The organism is Enterococcus sp. SB12 (genome assembly GCF_030910025.2).
In the GTDB taxonomy this organism is placed as follows: Bacteria; Bacillota; Bacilli; order Lactobacillales; family Enterococcaceae; genus Enterococcus_B; species Enterococcus_B faecium.
The window spans coordinates 363,750-381,803 of record NZ_CP175675.1; the positions used below are offsets into that span (position 1 = coordinate 363,750).

Below are 18,054 nucleotides of genomic sequence, written 5' to 3' on the forward strand. Positions count from 1 at the left end.
TTCAAAGACACCGTTATTTTATCCAAAAAATCAAGGAGAGTGTCAACGGTGAGTAAATCTGAAGTAAGTAAAATGGGTCTTGGGACCTTTATCGGTCTGACAATGGCACTGTGTGCAACGGTTCGGAGTATTCCTACGTTAGCCGCAGTCGGTTGGACATTGATTTTTTATTCAATTTTTGCAGTTTTGTTTTTTGCCGGTCCGATATCAATGGTTTCCGGTGAGCTTTCAACGATGCTTCCTCAAGAAGGCGGTCCTCAGTTATGGGTAAAAACAGCACTGGGCAGCAAATGGGGATTTGTCGTTGCATGGCTATTATGGGTGCAAATGTTCCCAGGTATGGTAATGGTCGCTTCTACTTTAGGACCATTGTTAGGAAACACATTTGGTAATGTAGAACTTGGCAATAATCACTGGTTCGTTTTAGGTTGTATTTTAGTTATCTACTGGATCATCACGATCTTGAACTTGAAATTCGATATGGCAAAAGTCGGCGGGAACATCGGTGTATGGCTAGGGGTATATATCCCAGTAGTCATCATGTTCGTTTTAGGTGTTTTGGCAGCCTTCAAAGTCGGACTAGTCTCAAACGGCTATCTAGGTGACTTTTCATGGTCAAAAGCTTTCCCTGACTTGGAACATATTGATTCATTGAAATACTTAGCTGGTATCACATTTATTTTTGTTGGGATCGAAATGAGTTCTGTTTACATGCCTCGTTTGAAAGACGCAACAAAAAATTATACAAAAGGCGTATTTATCGCTTTGATCGGATTAGTTTTATTGAATGTCATCAATGCGATGCTTGTAGCAAATGTCGTACCAGATGGAAAAATGGAATTAGCAAATATCACGCAGCCTATCTTGATTGACTGTCAAATCCTAGGCTTACCAGAAGTGATCGGAAATATCTTCAGCTTCATGGTATTTATTGGTGTGCTTTTACAATTATCAGCTTGGGTTACTGGACCATCAAAAACAATCATCCAAGTAGCTCGTGAAGGATTCCTTCCACCAAAATTCGGATTCCATAAAGAAAACAAATACGGCGTATCTAGAAATGTCGTTCTAACACAATCAATCGTTATTTCATTATTTGCTTTGCTTTATGGTGTAATGGATGACGTAAGTGCTGTATTCTTGACACTTACAAATGCTACAACTGTTATTTATTGTATCGTGTACATTTTGATTGCTGTTTCATTGCTTAAAATGCGTAAGAAACATCCAGAATTCGAACGTCCTTACCGAATTGGTAAAAACGGAAACGGATTAGCTTGGGTAGTCAGCTGCATGCTGATCTTCTCTATTATCGTTGTCGTATTTGCTACATTAGGTACAGCGACATTGAGTGATGCATTATTAGTAGCAGCTATCACAGTGGTCATGTTCGTTATTCCATTGATCATCAATCACTTCAAGAAAGATTCTTGGGGGATTGAGGTAGAAAAAAGTTTAGAAGAAAAATAAAAAAATAAGTCTTTCAGCCGACGTTTTGTCGCTGATTTAGTAGGAGGTCCTGCCAAGTGAATAGTTTTTTCATGGCAGGGCCTTTTCATTTGAAATAGGAGATCGACGATGAATAAAAATATTTCTTTAAAAGAAAGTATCGCTGTATTGATCGTGTTGTTGGCACTCCTAGGAGTACTGATCATCGGATTCCAGCTCTCGCCACATATCCCGATCCTTGCAGCTTTCATGTGTTTGTTGTTTTATGGCAGATTTAAAAAGTTCACATGGGATGAGATCCATGACGGGATCATCAAAGGAATCACTCCAGGGATCATTCCAATCCTGATTTTTCTTTTGATTGGTGTCTTAGTTGCTTCATGGATTTTATCTGGAACCATCCCTACGATTATGGTTTATGGATTTAAACTTGTTTCTGTGCGTTTCTTTTTACCGACAGCATTTCTTGTTTGTGCAATTGTCGGAGTGACTGTCGGCAGTTCATTTACAACGATTTCGACGATTGGAATTGCTTTTTTGGGGATCGGTCATTTACTTGGATTCAATGATGCAATGACTACAGGCGCAGTCGTTTCCGGTGCCTTTTTAGGGAATAACTGCTCGCCTTTATCAGATACGACCAACTTGGCAGCGGGTATTGGAGGAGTTAATCTATTCGAACATATCGCTGGTATGCGTTATACGGATTTCCCAGCATTCGTCCTTTCGTTGATTTTTTATACGATATTAGGACATAACAGTCATTCAGCCGATCTAGCTAGTATCAATGAAATGATCCAAAACATGAAAGCAAGCTTTTGGATCTCTCCTTGGACATTGATTCCACTAGTTATTTTATTTGGGGGGGCAATCAAAAAAATTCCGGCTATCCCTACATTACTAGCGGGATCAACAGCTGCTCTCGTTCTTTCTTTTATCCATGAGAAAAGTTTGACGGTCGGAAAAGCAGCAGACATCTTGATGAATGGTTATGTCGCAAATACACCTGATCCAAAGCTAGATGAACTGCTTTCTCGAGGCGGGATCATGAGTATGTTAGGTTCTGCTAGTTTGATTTTACTTGCATTGGCATTAGGTGGGTTACTGATCAAATATCTGATCGTTGATACCATCGTTCAAGAATTAAAAGAAAAGATGGACCGACCTTCTCGTTTAGTCGGGTTTACTGCCTTGAGCTGTATCGGAATCAATCTGATCGTTGGAGAACAGTATCTGTCCATCATTCTTCCAGGAGAAACATTCAAGCGTTCTTTTGATGACGTTGGCTTATCAAAAACCTATTTGACACGAACACTAGCGGATTCAGGTGCGACCGTCAATTCTCTCGTACCGTGGGGAGTCAGCGGCACATTCATTATGGGAACGATGAAAGTTAGCGCGTTGCATTACTTGCCATTCGCCTTTTTCTCGATTCTTGCACCTGTCTTTACAATATTAGGCGGTTTTTTATTGAATCGTCGACGTGTAAAAAATTGAAGGAAGGAAAAAAGAGGCTGGGACAGAAGCGTTTAACTCCAAGAAACAAGAAGAAATTCAAGAAAATTGCTTTTTAAATTTTTGTGAATTTCAGCTTATTTCCGAAGGAATTGCTTCTGCTTCCGCCGTTTATACGTGTTTAGAGCGTGAGACAAAAGTGTTCTTTACTTTTGTCCCACGCTCTTTTTTACAGATAAACAATGTGTTAGAAGTAGTATCTTCTTTTACATAAAAAGCTGACCATAGAATAAATGGTCAGCGTATTTAGTGAGTCAGCTATTTAGTATGGGTTTTCTAAAGGAACGACTGTCTCTCTTTTGATCAAGCGATGAGGGATGACCAAGCGTACGCCGCTACTTAATTCTTCATGGATCAGTTCACGCAGTTTTTGCATAGCGACACGTCCTAATTCGGAGATATCGATATCGATGCTTGTAAGGTAAGGATGTGTCAATGTTGAGAAGATCGAGTTGTTGAAGCTAATGACGGAAAGTGTCTCTGGAATGACATAACCATACATTTGTGCCAACTGCATCGTGCGAAGGGCGAAGATATCGTCAATGACTACCAATGCTGTGGCTTCGTTTTCTTTCAACGTTTTCTCAAAGGTCAGATAATCTTCTGTATGTTCCAGTACTACACTGGAAAACGCAGGAAGATCAGCCATCATCATCGCTTTTTGATAACCGAAATATCGTTCGAAATACAAACTCTCATGAGTCGTATTCGTCACGAATAGGATATTCTTATGTCCATTCTGGATCAAAAATTCTGTTGCTTGTTTGCCTAGAAGCTGGTTGTCATTATCTACATAAACGATTTCGTTTTCGTGATGATAAGGCTGTCCGATCAAAGTGAAAGGGATGTGGTTTTGGTATAAATAATCAATGACAGGGTCTTGACTATCTGAATACACTAGAATAAAACCATCTACTTGTTTTTGTAGATGCATACGCTGGACGTTCTCTAACAGTAAATCAAAATTTTTAGCAGTAGCAATCGCTGTCGTCATATCATAATTCCGAGCTTCTTCGTTGATTGCTTCCATGATCTCAAGATAAAAGGGATTCCCAATCCGCTCTTTTGAATCAAGAGGGGGTAAGATCACGCCGATGGCACTAGAAATGCGTTTTCCTAGATTGCGGGCAGTCATGTTAGGAACATAACCTAGTTCATCCATGATTTTTCGGACTTTCTTCTTTGTTGCTTCGGAAATACTAGGATGATCATTGATAACACGAGAGACGGTCGAGGTAGCAACACCGGCTTTTTTCGCCACATCTTTTACGGTAATAGCCATGATAAAAACACCTTTCTCTTGTTATTGTGCAGAGAACCGATAAATCGTCTGACTGATCCGTTCTTGACCAGGATGGAGGTTGATCGATCCAAAGTTGGGGAAATGAACGATATCAGGGATTTCTTGCGGTTCGATTGCTAATCCGTAGTTTGAATGCATCTGTTTTCCGTTGACAGAGAAATCAGCTTCAAATCCAGTCGTAGAAAATAATACCATACTTTTATTGGAAGTTGCTATAGTCATTTGACGACCAGAATGCTTCTCGAATAATTGTAAGGAAGTTCTGGAAAGCCTAGGATGATGCAAAAGAAATACATCATCTAGTCCAGCTGGATAACAAGCAAGGATTTCTTGCAGTGTTGGAGATTTTCTAAAGTCGATGGGCAGGTCTTCTTTTTTCGTCCAATTTCCAGTAGGTAGCTTTTCTTGATCTAATTCAAGTATACCATCTAAGAAGACCATTAACTGATGGTCATAGATGTCTCTTTTTCCATTTCCTGAAAGGTTGAAGTAGGCATGATTGGTCGGATTGCAGATGGTTTCGACCAGGCTACTGGCAGAGGTCGTCATCTCTAACTCGTTTTTTGTCAAACGGTAAGTGATCGTAGCAGTGATTGGTCCTGGATAGGTAGAAAATTCATCTTTTAAGTAAAAGACCACGCCTATTGATGAAGGAGTTTTGAAAACTTCTACTTCCCAAAATTGGAAAGACCAGCCTTTCGTGCCACCGTGGATATGGTGTGATCCGCAGTTTTTCTCCAATCTATGCTCACCCCAAGAAGCATCCCGGATCCTTCCGGCTACAGGTCCGACAGTTGCTCCAAAAAAGCTTTTGTCTGTTAGAACATCTTCGAAACGATCGTAAGACAATAAAACATTTTCTGATTTTCCTTCTTTGTCTGGTGCGAAGATTTGGTGCAGGCGGGCACCGTAATTGAGAAGAACGACTTCTAAGTAGTCGTTCTTCAATGTGACTTTCTTTATTTCAGTCTCTGGAACTGGTACGACGGAGATTTCTGGATTATCCATGGTCATGCCACTTTTCTTTCAAGTAATCGATCGTAAGAAAAGTCGTATCAGGGACAAGCGGGATCTCCTCTCCAAGGTCTTCAGCACGTCCCACGCCAATTGGTTGAGCACCACTTGAGAGGATGGCTTGGATACCGGCTTGCGCGTCTTCGATCCCGATACATTCTTCTGCTTTTAGTCCGACAGCTTTTGCTGCAAGGAGGAAGATATCTGGCGCAGGTTTTCCGTTTGTTGCTTCTGCCGGGTCGGCAATAGCATCAAAGTAAGGTGTAAGACCCATTTTTTCAAGTAGGAAAGGCCCATTTTTACTTGCAGAAGCAAGAGCAATCTTGATTTTTTCTTCTTTTAAAGAATCCAGTAAAGGCACGACCCCGGGGAAGACATCTTTTGGTTCGATCGTCTGGATCATCTCTAAATAATAATCGTTTTTTCTTTTCGCTAATTCTGCAAATTCTTCCTTTGAAAAAGAGTGTTCTTTTCCGCCATAAGCTAAAAGCAAAGAGAGTGAGTCTTCTCGGCTGACACCTTTTAGCTGTTCGTTGAATGTGCGGTCGATCGTAATGCCGATTTCCTGACCAAGCTTTCGCCAAGCACGATAATGGAATTCAGCAGTATCGGTAATGACACCGTCTAAATCAAACAATACCCCTTTAAACATTTGCTTCCTCCTTTCTTAGCGTTATTTCTAGACGATCCGCTAAAGAATAAGACTGTTCATAGACGTAAATTTCTAGAGGAGAACCTTCTAATAACTCGAAAGTAACTTGTTCATCTGTGACTGAGATGAACAATAAACGTCCGCGATAATTGATATGGAAAGAATAAGCTTTCCAAGTTTTTGGCAGAAATGGTGCGAATCTCAACTGATCATGGGCAGTTTTCATTTGAGCAAACCCTTGGACGATCGACAACCAGCTACCAGTCATGGAAGTGATGTGCAAGCCGTCTTCTGTGTCGTTATTGTAATTATCCAAATCCAAGCGAGCTGTTCGCTGGTACATTTCTACAGCTTTGCTTTCCATTCCTAATTCTGCTGCTAAAATCGAATGGATACTTGGCGAAAGGGAAGACTCATGGACAGTCATTGGTTCATAGAAATCAAAGTTTTTTTGTTTTTCTTCTTTTGTAAAAGTATCATTGAAGAAATAAATCCCCTGTAGTACATCTGCCTGCTTGATGAAGCAAGATCTAAGGATTTTGTCCCAAGACCAATGCTGATTCAGAGGAAGATCGCTTGTGGGAATATCGGATACAGGCATGAGATCTTTATCTAAGAATGTGTCATGCTGGACAAAGATTCCTAATTCTTCGTCAACTGGGAAGTACATGTTCTCTGCGATATCTTTCCATTTGGCTAGTTCTTCTTCGCTGATAGTGATAGCAGCTTCTTTTTGATAAGTTAAATAATTTTCTCGCGTGTAACGCAAGACCCAAGCTGCGATCGTATTTGTATACCAATTGTTATTGATATTGTTCTCATATTCGTTTGGGCCGGTCACACCGTGGATCATGTATTTATTTGCTCGTTTTGAAAAATGGACACGGTCTGCCCAGAAGCGTGCGATTTCTGCTAAAACTTCCAGTCCTTCATTTTTCAAATATTCCGTATCGCCGGTGTAATTCGTATAATTGTAGATTGCATAGGCAATCGCGCCATTTCGGTGAATCTCCTCGAATGTGATTTCCCACTCGTTATGGCATTCGACACCAGTGAAGGTGACCATAGGATAAAGCGCGCCTTTTAATCCTTGTTGCTGAGCGTTGTGGATTGCTTGCGGCAGTTGATTATGCCGATATTTCAGCAGATTCTTAGTTACTTCAGGTTTGGCTAAAGCAAGATAAAGAGGGACAGCATACGCTTCTGTATCCCAGTAAGTGGCTCCGCCGTATTTTTCTCCTGTGAATCCTTTGGGGCCGATATTTAATCGTTCATCTTCGCCGTAGTAAGTAGAGAATAGTTGGAACAAATTGAATCGAATACCTTGTTGTGCTTCTTCGTCTCCTTCGATGACCACATCGGCAAGCTTCCATCGTTCTGCCCAAGCCGCTGTTTGCTCTTCTTTTGCTTGGATATAATTGTTTGTCTGGTTCGTTAATTCTGAGACAGCTTTTTCTGCTTGCTGCGCTTCTGGAATATCTCTACTAGTAAGAACGATAATTTCTTTTTCCACTGACCATGTCTCACCTTGAGATAATTCTGCAGACAAGCAACCATGTAATGCTAAAGTATCTTCGTGATAGTCAGGGATGACTGATTTTCCATTAACGAAATGGCGCATTGCTGCAGTAACAGTAAATTGTTCAATCCCAAAGTTGTTTGGAATAGTTTTAGTCGTCAAATAGCCGATTTCTTCTATAGTTCCACAATCAATCTCATTCCAAAAATGTTCATCATAGTTGCTGTCTTCGTTTTGAACATTTCCATCCAATTTTGATACGAGTTTGACTGTTCCGCTACCTTCAAGCATTTCTATAGTTAAATAGATATAAGCTGATTCTTTTTTGACAATGCTCAGAAAACGTTCGAAGGAAATGCGTACTTTATTAGTAGAAGTAGTGATTGTGAATGTACGAGATAATACACCATTTTTCATATCTAATTCCCAGTAAAAGTCTTCTGGTTCCAAAGAAGCCAAGTCGATCAGCTGATCGTTGATCGAAATATCTATCGCGATAAAGTTCAAGGCGTTGATCACTTTTCCAAAGTATTCTGGATAACCATTTTTCCACCAGCCGACACGTGTCTTATCGGGATACCAGACACCCGCCAAATAAGTACCTTGATGGTGGTCCCCTGAGTAAGTTTCTTCAAAGTTCCCGCGCATCCCCATATAACCGTTCCCAATACTTGTTAAAGATTCTTGCAGTCGAAGATTTTTTTTATCTAATTGTGTCGTGCTGATTTTCCATGGATCAATAGCAAATAGTCGTTTGATCTGTTTCATTTTTCTCCTCCTAATGAGCTGTTTTATACGTTCATAATAAACGCAACCGATTGCACAAGTCAATAGACAAAAGAAAATATTTCATAGAAAAAAGCATAAAAAAATAAATTTTTAGGAGAAAATTATAGAAGGAAACACACGCATTATAGGTTTTATATAATGGTATAGACAGAAAAATAAAAAATAAAGCATTTACAAAAAAGAAAACGCACGCTATAATACGTTTAACGAAATCGATTGCGTAAAGGAGCTAAACGGAATGAAAAAGATATTTAGTTTTGAGTTTTGGCAAAAATTTGGAAAGGCTTTAATGGTTGTGGTAGCAGTTATGCCGGCAGCTGGGTTGATGATCAGTATAGGGAAATCAATTCCCTTGATCAATCCTGATTGGACGCCACTTGTCACAACGGGCGGAGTAATTGAAAATATTGGTTGGGCAATTATTGGTAATCTTCATATTTTATTTGCTTTAGCAATAGGAGGAAGTTGGGCAAAAGAAAGAGCAGGCGGAGCATTTGCAGCTGGGATCTCATTTATTTTGATCAATCGGATCACTGGGGCTATCTTTGGTGTCACAAGTGACATGCTTGCGAATGAAGATGCATTTACCCACACTCTGTTCGGTACGAAGATCATGGTTAAAGGATTTTTTACAAGTGTATTGGAAGCACCAGCTTTGAATATGGGAGTATTCGTAGGGATCATCGCTGGATTTGTCGGGGCAATGGCTTATAATAAGTACTATAATTATAGAAAATTGCCGGATGCTTTGTCATTTTTTAATGGAAAGCGCTTTGTTCCGTTTGTTGTTATCTTATGGTCAACAATCGTGGCATTGATTCTTGCTGTGGTGTGGCCAAACGTACAGGCTGGAATCAATAATTTTGGTTTATGGATCGCAGAATCACAAGAAAGCGCACCGATTCTAGCACCGTTTTTATTTGGAACATTAGAACGTTTACTATTGCCATTTGGATTGCATCATATGCTGACGATTCCTATCAACTATACACAGCTTGGCGGATCGTATGAGATTTTATCAGGCGCACAGGCGGGGACACAAGTATTTGGGCAAGATCCGTTATGGTTGGCTTGGGCCACTGATTTAGTGAATCTTAAAGGTGCAGGGGATATGTCGCAATATGAGTTTGTGTTGCATAACTGGACGCCGGCTCGTTTCAAAGTAGGACAAATGATTGGTTCTTCAGGTATCTTGATGGGAATGGCTTTTGCGATGTATCGTAATGTCGATCCTGATAAGAAAGCAAGATATAAATCAATGTATTTTTCAGCAGCGTTGGCTGTCTTTCTAACAGGTGTAACAGAACCATTGGAGTTCATGTTTATGTTTGCTGCTGTGCCATTATATGTCATTTATTCAGTGATCCAAGGGGCTGCATTTGCGATGGCAGATATCTTGCCATTGCGGGTCCATTCATTTGGGAATATCGAATTGCTGACTCGGACACCGTTAGCTATCAAAGCGGGTTTAGGTGGAGATCTTATCAACTTCGTGTTGTGTGTGATCGCTTTTGGTGTTGTTACGTATTTCTTAGCAAATTTCTTGATCAAAAAATTCAACTTTGCTACACCGGGACGTAACGGAAATTACGACAATGACAGTGAAGAAACCGTTGTATCTAACAGCGGAACAGGAACAGCAGATCAGCAAGTGGTCCAGATCATTCATTTGCTGGGAGGAAAAGAAAATATCAAAGATGTCGATGCTTGTATGACTCGGTTACGCGTAAGTGTAAATGATCGAGAAAAAGTAGGGACTGAAGAAGCCTGGAAACGAGCAGGGGCGATGGGATTGATCGTCAAAGACAATGGAGTCCAAGCAGTTTATGGACCAAAAGCAGATGTCTTGAAATCAGATATCGAAGATCTGCTGCAATCAGGAGCAGAGATTCCAGAGCCAGAAATGGTTTCTACAGGAAATAGACAAGCAGATAGTAAGCAATACTTAGGTATAGAACAAGAACTAGTTTCCGCAGCTTCTGGAGAAGTGATTCCTTTATCTGAAGTAAAAGATCCGGTATTCTCACAAAAAATGATGGGTGACGGCTTTGCTGTTATTCCAACATCAAGAGAAGTTGTTGCGCCGATCGCTGGAAAAGTGACAAGTATTTTCCCAAGCAAACATGCAATTGGGCTGGAGACGAAAGATGGTATCGAAGTTTTGATCCATATGGGAATCGATACAGTCCAAATGAATCAGCCAGCTTTTGAGATTGCTGTCAAAGAAGGCCAAGAAGTAGGAACAGGAACGAAATTAGCTGAGATGGATCTTGATGTGATCCAAAACGAAGAAAAAGATCCAACGATCATGATCGTATTTACAAACGATAAAGTAGAAGAAGTAGTGATCAAGCAATTAGGTACAGTGACAGCTGGTAAAGTGATCGGCTCCATTAAAATGTAAGGTGAGGTTGTGAAATCATTGTCCTGACCTGAGTATTAGAGAAACAAAACGAAAAAACAGCTCCTCGTATTTTGCCGTTTTTTGAACTAATACCGAAGGTCAGCTGATTGAACACCATTTATCGAGAGGTTGTGAAAAAGCTGTCCTGCATCAAGTAATAAGAACAGCCAAACAAAAATAGCTCCTCCTATTTTTCGTTTGGTTGGGCTTATTACCGAGAAGCAGCAGTTTGAATACTGTTTAGTGGAGAGGTCGTGAAAAAGCTGCCCTGCACCAAGTGATAAAAACAGCCAAACAAAAAATAGCTCCTGGTCCATTGAGCTTATTACTGAGGAGTTAGCAGGAGAACACTATTTGCTGGAGAGGTTGTGACAAAAATTTTGTCACAACCCTTTTGTTTCGAAATGAAGACAAGGAGAAAACCAATGAAATTCATGACACTCAACACGCATAGCTGGCTTGAGCCAGAACCAGAGAAAAAATTGCAAGAATTAGCAGATAAGATCCTGTTAGAAGATTATGAAGTGATTGCTTTACAAGAAATCAACCAATTACTGGAATCTGAAGAAGTAGAACCTGCGAAGCTAATGAAGTTCTGTCCGGTAAAGAATCAAGTACCTATCCGTAAAGATAATTTTGCCTACCGTTTAGTTCAGCTTTTAAAGGAACACGGAAAAGAGTATTTTTGGAGTTGGGAAATGAGCCACATCGGTTATGATAAATATGAAGAAGGAAATGCACTGCTTGCGAAAAAAACATTGGAAAGTCAGGTCCTTACCGTCTCCCAATCTCAAAAGAAAGAAGATTATCAGACACGCAAGATCTTGATTGGGAAAACAAAGATAGATGATCAGGACATTTTTGTCTCGAGCTGCCACTTTTCTTGGTGGACAGATAAAAAAAGTGGCTTTTATTTTGAGTGGAAAAACTTGGAAAACTACTTTTTGGAAACTCGCGTACCACTTTTTTTCCTAGGTGATTTCAATAATCCAGTAGACTCTCAAGGTTATTATACTGTAAGAGAAAGTTGCCTTCTTCTTCAAGATTCGTATGTTGTCGCGAATGAAAAAGGAAAAGCAGCTACTGTGGAAAAGAAAATCGATGGTTGGGAACAAAATACAGAAAAATTGCGTATAGATTTTATTTTCGTCCCTGAAGGAATGCAGGTTAAAAAATATCAACGGATTTTTGATGGGATCGATAGTCCAATCATCAGTGATCACTACGGGGTGGAAATCGAATTAGATGTGAACGAATAAAAAATATAACATATAACATAAAAAAACTGATTAAAATAAAACTCTCCAAACGATTATACCGTTTGGAGAGTTTTTTGATCGGATGTATTTATCCCTTTTGCCTAAGCACGTAAAAGCTTGTATCTATGATAAATAAATAAACATAGCAAGGTAAACCAGCCAATCAAAGTAAGAGAAAGAATGAAATAGAAATAGATTGGCGTTTGATAATGAAGCGTGAGCTCGTTGATTCCTTTTTGCTGCTTCACGATTGGGGTCCCGATATCTGTTACTTCATAATCAGTCAATGTTTTTCCATTTTGCTGTAGCACAGTCCGATCGTAGACGATAACAGGGATATGAACAGTTTTGTCCCCAGTGTTTTTCCACTTGATTGTCAGAAGACCGCCTGGATGTGTTTTTATAAAAGTTGTTTCGTTTTCTAGTATTTCTTCGTTATACCGGTCGTATTTATTGTCTTTTGTCTCCTTATAGATTGGCAGATAGTCAGGTGTGGTTTTTTGGAAAACGAACAAGCTGGTAGACATATCTTTGCTGAAGAATGTTTTCCTTGCTTCTTCCGGCGTATCGAATAGATAAGTATGTCGACTGACAAATGTTTCATTTTCCCACTTTTCCAGATGCTGGTATAAGTTCTGGATCGTCTGTGCTGAAAAAATAAGAATGCCAAATATACTTAAAAGACGGAACCACTTTTGTTCAGACCACTGGTTCAGTGAAAGGGCAAGGTAAAGTAGAAGCAATAGCGTAAATGGCACGAAAAATCGAAATGGAAACTGGATCAAACTAATAAAAGGCACATTTTTTTCGATCAATGTCGTCCATGGAATCAAGCTAGTAGAAAGAAAAAAGAAAACAAGACTTGTGTACAACACGATTTTTTGGAATAAGGTGTTCTTTTGTTGAAAGAAAATAAAAAGCAAAAAACCTGATAATATCAATATAGGAAAGGCCTTAGGGTAATGGAGCCAATAACTGCCATCCAGATCTATCGCCTTTTGACTCATTTCTCTGTTAACAAAGGGAGGAAGAATCTTATTCCCACTGTAAACAATAGCTAATCCTGCCCAAATATTTGCTGTCAGAACAAAATAAAGCAAGACCGACTTAATCAGTTGAAGCAGTGCTTTTCCTTTTTCAGTCTGGTTAAAAAAGTAATAAAGATAAAAAGGGATATACATCAAAGCTAACATGATCGAAGACAGTAAATGGATCTGTGTCATAAGTCCCACTGAGACAGCGACTTTGATAACAGGGAACTTTTTATGAAGGACGAAATCAGCAATAGGGATCATACATAAAGGATAAAAACAAGTCCCCCAGCTAGTGAATCCTTGGTTGATAGACCAGTATTGAATAGAATACGTACTCATGAATAAAACGGCTACTGGTACACTTACCCAATTTCGAATATTGACATATCTCAGTAAAATCAGCATAGAAAATCCTGAAATAAGATAAAGAATGAAATTTGAAAGAATCTGATAATGAAACCAGCTACCTGCAAGCAACACGATCAATCCTTGTAAATAAGCGAAAAATGGGCCGTAAACGGCATTCACGATCCTGCCACTTTGCTGGAATCCATAAAGGGAAGGAAAATAATGGAAATCCCCATATTTAATTTGTTGCGCGGCATCATAGAACCGATTGTAATGGAATGGGGCATCAGCACCCAAAATTAGTTTATGTGTGAATAAATGAGGCATGAGAAATGCCAAAGCAATGAAAAAAATTGCTAAAAATGGGCCATATTTTTTCAATTGTCGAACTCCTTTGCAAACTTTAGATAAATTCATCATATATCCTATGCGAGAGGTAGGCAAGAAATTAGAAAATTCATGAAAATATTTATGAATTTTACAAGAAAAACATAAGTGAAAGTTCTAAGGAGAAAGGATGCGACATAAGTTTTGTTGCATCTCCTTGTTTTGAAACAGAATTTTTCTTAATACTCGAAACAAAGTAGCTTTTTCATGACCTCTCGGTAAACGGTGTTCAATCAGCTGCTTCTCGGTAATAAGCTCACTAGCCTAGAAAATATGAAAAGCTATTTTCTGACTAGCGCTCTTATTATTCAAAACATAACACAGTTTTCACAACCTCTTCCTTAAATGGTGTTCAATCAGCTGCTTCTCGGTAATAAGCTCACTAGCCTAGAAAATATGAGAAGCTATTTTCTGACTAGCGCTCTTATTACTCAAAGCATAACGCAGTTTTCACAACCTCTTCCTTAAACGGTGTTCAAAAGCTTGCATCTGCGGTAATAAGCCCAACCAAACAAAAAATATGAGTAGCTATTTTTTTTGGCTGTACTTATTACTTGATGCAGGACAGCTTTTTCACAACCTCATCGGCTTTCATTTTCTATTTTTTTCCTGAACCCATATAATAAAAGAAAGAACAAAAAAACTTGCAAGGGAGGACACATGTGAAGCAGAGTAAGCAAAAACAGTCTCGTCGACTTTTGTTTCGTTTGTTTTTATTAATATGTATCGTCGTAGGGTTACTGATCGCTTTATATCCATTTTATGTGGATTCTTTAAATAGTTTTATTGATCAAAAACGTATCGAACAAGTACAAAAACGGACCGCAGCTGAAATTGAAGTGCAGCGAAAGAAAATGGAGGAGAAAAACCAACGATTAACTGACCAAGGATTCAATCCTGGTACTGATCCTTTCAATGAAAAGAACAGAAATGAAAGTACAACATCCAGCCAATTAGAGGAATGGCTGATCGGAAGTATCAATATACCTAAGATCCAATTAAATATTTCACTTTATGATCGGCTCAATGGTAGGATCCTTGAAAATGGAGCAGGCGTCTTGCAAGGAACCTCTTTCCCGCTTGGTGGAAATTCGACGCATTCAGTGATCTCTGCTCACAGCGGTTTACATAATTGACGGTTATTTACCGAATTAGATCGTTTAGAAAACGGAGACACGTTTATTTTGACTGTTTTGGGGGAGAAATTGGCTTATCAAGTTAAAAATATACAAGTGGTACTGCCAGATGACACGTCTGTTCTAACGATTGCAGAAGGAGAAGACTTAGTTACTTTGCTTACATGTACGCCGTATATGATCAACACGCATCGTTTGCTAGTGACAGGACATCGGATTCCTTATAACGAATCGGTAAAAAAAGAAGAAGGAAAAGGAAATCAGGAAAGAACCATGAGGCAATGGTTTATTCTTGCAGGAACGATAATAGCTGTAGTCATACTGTTAGTGTTTATCGGACGACTAATCTATCAGTATAGATTAAGTAAAAAAGTGCTTGATTTTTCATTTATTATTAGTGATTCGTCAGGGAAACCGGTAAATGGTAGTTCATTCATTTTGAAACATAAGAAAAAAATACTTACTAGAAATGGTGTGCCGTTTTCAGTACAAAGCGACCATCATGGGAAAGTCAAGCTGGATCAATTGCCTGGTGGGACTTATCGAATCGTTTCAGCTGATGATCCTAAAGTTGCTGTTTCTTTTGGTATTAGAAAAGTAAAACAAGAGAAGATATACTTTTTTGAGGGGCGAAAACTTGTAAAAGAGCTTCAAAAAAATGGTTTTTATTTTAAAATCAATGAATAAGTAAGGAGAGAAAAAATGATCCGCACAACAACAAAATTGTCTGCCAAAGAACTGGAATCTGTTCTATCGATTTGGCTGCATGCTAACTTGGATTCTCATGAATTCATTCCATCAACTTATTGGGAGAATCAAGTAGAATCTGTTAGGAAAGCTTTACCAGATGCAGTGATTTACTTAGCAGAAATAGATCAAGAAATTATTGGTTTTGCTGGGGTGATTGATCAGTTTATCGCAGGAATCTTTGTGAAAAGGGAATACCGGCAACAAAGAATCGGTACGCAACTAATGAAAAAAATAAAAGAAACCAATAAAACACTGACTTTGACAGTCTATCAAAAAAATCAATCAGCTATTCATTTCTATCTTTCACAAGGTTTTACAATTCAAACACAGCAAAAAGATGAAGCAGTAAATGAGGAGGAACTTGTGATGAAATGGAATCAAAACGCTGATTTTTGATGAACAGAATAACGAAATAATGCTCCCAGCAAAAAATTAGGCTGGGAGCATTATTTCATTTTGAAGTCACTAATTTAACTGTGTGAATATGCAGTTGTTACGACCTTTGATAAACGGTGTTCAATCAGCTGACCCTCGGTATTAGCTCAAAAAACGGCAAAACATGAGGAACTATTTTTCCGTTTCTTTCTCTAATACTCAGGTCAGAACGCTGATTTCACAACCTCTCTTTCACAACCTTATTTTACTCGTTTATAATTTTCATCGAAATATTTTCCGCTACGGATATCATCTGGCATTCCATCGTATGGTTCTTCGCTAATAACATCTTCATTGTCTATACCTGCATCACCCATATAAGTGATAGTAGCAAATTCAGGAACAAGTAATTTTGGATAAGTTTCATATTTTTCACGAGCTGCTTCCATTTCTGCGATATGTTCGTTTTGGAAAGTAACAGTGATTTCTGGATGTTCTTCAACCCATTTAGGGAAAAAGATCATTCCGTGAAGTTTCTTTTCATTTGGCATAAAGTCCAATGCCACGTCTGTCCCTGTTGGCTCTGTCCAAGTGATTTTGAATACGCCGTCCGTCAATTTAACGATATCAGCTTCTTGGTCTTTTACCCAACGGCCTTTGACCATTCCGCCATGGATACGGTAATCAACAGTATGGTCATTTTTGGCATACCATTCATATTCCCAACCATTATCATACGTATAGATAAAGTGAGTTCCAATAAAATCTTCCAATTCTTTAAATTCTTTCATGTTTAAGCATCTCCTTATAAATTAAAACATGTAATAAACTACATGTTTTCGATTACTCATTTATGATAGAATGGATTTAAAGATTTGTCAAGGAGGGGAAACTGATGGCAAGAAAAAATACACTTCGATATATTTTGTTAGGGTTATTAAGTAAGAAGAAGATGACAGGATATGAATTGAATCAATCGTTCAAAAATGAAATAGGAGAATTTTGGCAAGCAAAACATAGTCAGATTTATCCTGAACTTGCAAAAATGGAAGAGCAAGGAATCATTCAGCATCAAGTAGAGATCACAGGTGAAAAATTGGAAAAGAAAGTTTATGAATTAACAGAAGAAGGGAAGGAACAATTGGCAGAGTGGATTCATACACCCACCAATGAACTACCGGTTAATCGAGACGAATTTGTTCTGAAATTGTATTTCGTCAAAGACGTGAATGATCCGGCATTAGTAGAAATTATTCAGCAGCAGCGTGACCTTCATGAAGAAAAACGACTTCATCTATTAGAGCGAAAAAAAACGATCTTTCCTACTGAAAAAGAAAAACATGAAAATTACGGACACTACCTGATTTTAGCGCATGCGATCAATCGGGAAACAGAATATGCAAATTGGCTAACAGATGTATTAGAAGAAAGTAACCGAAAAAAATAAAAAAATATCCGAACAGTGATGGAGAATTCCTTTCTATATGAAAGAAACGCAGATCACCGTTCGGATATTCTTATGTTCAAACAGGCCTTTTTTCAAGTATTTATGTAGCATCTACTTATTAAAAAGCTTGGTACTTAGGAGATTAGTGGCGTTTAGAGTTCTTTTAACAGCTGTTCGTAGTCAGCTTTTTCATCGACAGGAAGGAGCTTGTAAGTTAATTCGTCTGTCTCGTTGTCATGAATGATGTACATCTTAGCATTCTCTTCTTTGAAGTTACCAATTTGTAAAATCGTATAGCGTTCGTCGATCAATTCGATATCTTTGATTGCTTTTGAAAAAACTTTACGGACATGGTGTATTTTCTTTTGGCGGATTTCTGCCTTTTCTGCAGCTTTTGACAAAGTAAATCCGTCATCTAAATATTTTTTGATCAGTTCTACTTTTATGACTGTAGGTAAACGATATTTTCTAGGACAATTCGCATCAGCTTCGATCGAACGAATGAATCCCTTTTGTTCCCAATACCTTAATTGACGTGGAGACACACCTACGATATCACTTAATTCACTGATGCCAACAACCAATTGATCATTTTCCAACAAACGTTTAAGGGAAGCCCCAACCATTTTTGTCACTCCTTTTGTCCTTTTGCTTCCCTTAATTATATCCGTAT

13 protein-coding genes and 1 pseudogene are annotated in these 18,054 nt (G+C 38.7%); 7 read left to right on the top strand and 7 right to left on the bottom strand.

Annotation, left to right across the window (positions count from 1 at the left end; all coding sequences use genetic code 11):
• The first annotated feature begins 72 nt into the window (after positions 1-72).
• Together tyrP and nhaC are read left to right on the top strand one after the other, a co-directional pair.
• A complete protein-coding gene (gene tyrP, locus RBL01_RS01755) occupies positions 73-1,470 on the top strand; it encodes a tyrosine-tyramine antiporter (protein ID WP_002316652.1) in 1,398 nt (465 codons plus the stop codon).
• A 108-nt stretch (positions 1,471-1,578) separates the two neighbouring features.
• The gene (nhaC, locus tag RBL01_RS01760; protein ID WP_002286385.1) at positions 1,579-2,946 is read left to right on the top strand and encodes a Na+/H+ antiporter NhaC; all 1,368 of its coding nucleotides are present in this window, start codon (positions 1,579-1,581) and stop codon (positions 2,944-2,946) included.
• Positions 2,947-3,226: 280 nt separating this feature from the next.
• Here the strand turns inward: nhaC and RBL01_RS01765 are convergent, their stop codons facing one another.
• From RBL01_RS01765 to RBL01_RS01780, 4 genes are read right to left on the bottom strand one after another with little or no spacing between them, the layout of a single operon-like run.
• A complete protein-coding gene (locus tag RBL01_RS01765; protein WP_002319547.1) occupies positions 3,227-4,246 on the bottom strand; it encodes a LacI family DNA-binding transcriptional regulator in 1,020 nt (339 codons plus the stop codon).
• Positions 4,247-4,267: 21 nt separating this feature from the next.
• Positions 4,268-5,275: an aldose epimerase family protein gene (locus RBL01_RS01770; protein WP_002319548.1), complete on the bottom strand. Its 1,008-nt coding sequence runs from the start codon at positions 5,273-5,275 to the stop codon at positions 4,268-4,270.
• Positions 5,268-5,933, bottom strand: a complete 666-nt coding sequence (pgmB, locus tag RBL01_RS01775; protein ID WP_002307916.1) for a beta-phosphoglucomutase — start codon at positions 5,931-5,933, stop codon at positions 5,268-5,270. The genes RBL01_RS01770 and pgmB overlap by 8 nt, the downstream gene beginning before the upstream one ends.
• Complete coding sequence (locus RBL01_RS01780) at positions 5,926-8,220, bottom strand: glycoside hydrolase family 65 protein (RefSeq protein ID WP_002319549.1); 2,295 nt, start codon at positions 8,218-8,220, stop codon at positions 5,926-5,928. Before RBL01_RS01780 ends, pgmB begins: the two co-directional genes overlap by 8 nt.
• 259 nt (positions 8,221-8,479) lie before the next feature.
• On the opposite strand from RBL01_RS01780, the gene RBL01_RS01785 reads away from it, so the two are divergent.
• Positions 8,480-10,645 (top strand): PTS transporter subunit IIBC, encoded by a 2,166-nt coding sequence (locus RBL01_RS01785; protein ID WP_002319550.1) that lies wholly within the window; start codon positions 8,480-8,482, stop codon positions 10,643-10,645.
• A gap of 425 nt (positions 10,646-11,070) precedes the next feature.
• On the top strand, positions 11,071-11,904 hold the full coding sequence (locus tag RBL01_RS01790; RefSeq protein WP_002319551.1) for an endonuclease/exonuclease/phosphatase family protein: 834 nt from the start codon (positions 11,071-11,073) through the stop codon (positions 11,902-11,904).
• Positions 11,905-12,005: 101 nt separating this feature from the next.
• Here RBL01_RS01790 and RBL01_RS01795 read toward each other — a convergent pair whose 3' ends face one another.
• Entirely contained in the window at positions 12,006-13,706 is a 1,701-nt protein-coding gene (locus tag RBL01_RS01795) for a hypothetical protein (protein WP_002376521.1), read from the bottom strand.
• 629 nt (positions 13,707-14,335) lie between these two features.
• Here RBL01_RS01795 and RBL01_RS01800 point away from each other — a divergent pair.
• Together RBL01_RS01800 and RBL01_RS01805 are read left to right on the top strand one after the other, a co-directional pair.
• Positions 14,336-15,496, top strand: a pseudogene (locus RBL01_RS01800) (class C sortase).
• A 15-nt stretch (positions 15,497-15,511) separates the two neighbouring features.
• Entirely contained in the window at positions 15,512-15,955 is a 444-nt protein-coding gene (locus RBL01_RS01805; protein ID WP_002286361.1) for a GNAT family N-acetyltransferase, read from the top strand.
• Between the two features lie 239 nt (positions 15,956-16,194).
• Here RBL01_RS01805 and RBL01_RS01810 read toward each other — a convergent pair whose 3' ends face one another.
• On the bottom strand, positions 16,195-16,725 hold the full coding sequence (locus RBL01_RS01810; RefSeq protein WP_002286355.1) for a phenolic acid decarboxylase: 531 nt from the start codon (positions 16,723-16,725) through the stop codon (positions 16,195-16,197).
• Between the two features lie 104 nt (positions 16,726-16,829).
• Between RBL01_RS01810 and RBL01_RS01815 the strand changes: the two genes are divergently transcribed.
• The gene (locus RBL01_RS01815) at positions 16,830-17,381 is read left to right on the top strand and encodes a PadR family transcriptional regulator (RefSeq protein WP_002286354.1); all 552 of its coding nucleotides are present in this window, start codon (positions 16,830-16,832) and stop codon (positions 17,379-17,381) included.
• Between the two features lie 152 nt (positions 17,382-17,533).
• On the opposite strand, the gene RBL01_RS01820 is transcribed toward RBL01_RS01815, so the two are convergent.
• Positions 17,534-18,007, bottom strand: a complete 474-nt coding sequence (locus tag RBL01_RS01820) for a MerR family transcriptional regulator (RefSeq protein WP_002319555.1) — start codon at positions 18,005-18,007, stop codon at positions 17,534-17,536.
• Between the last annotated feature and the right edge of the window lie 47 nt (positions 18,008-18,054).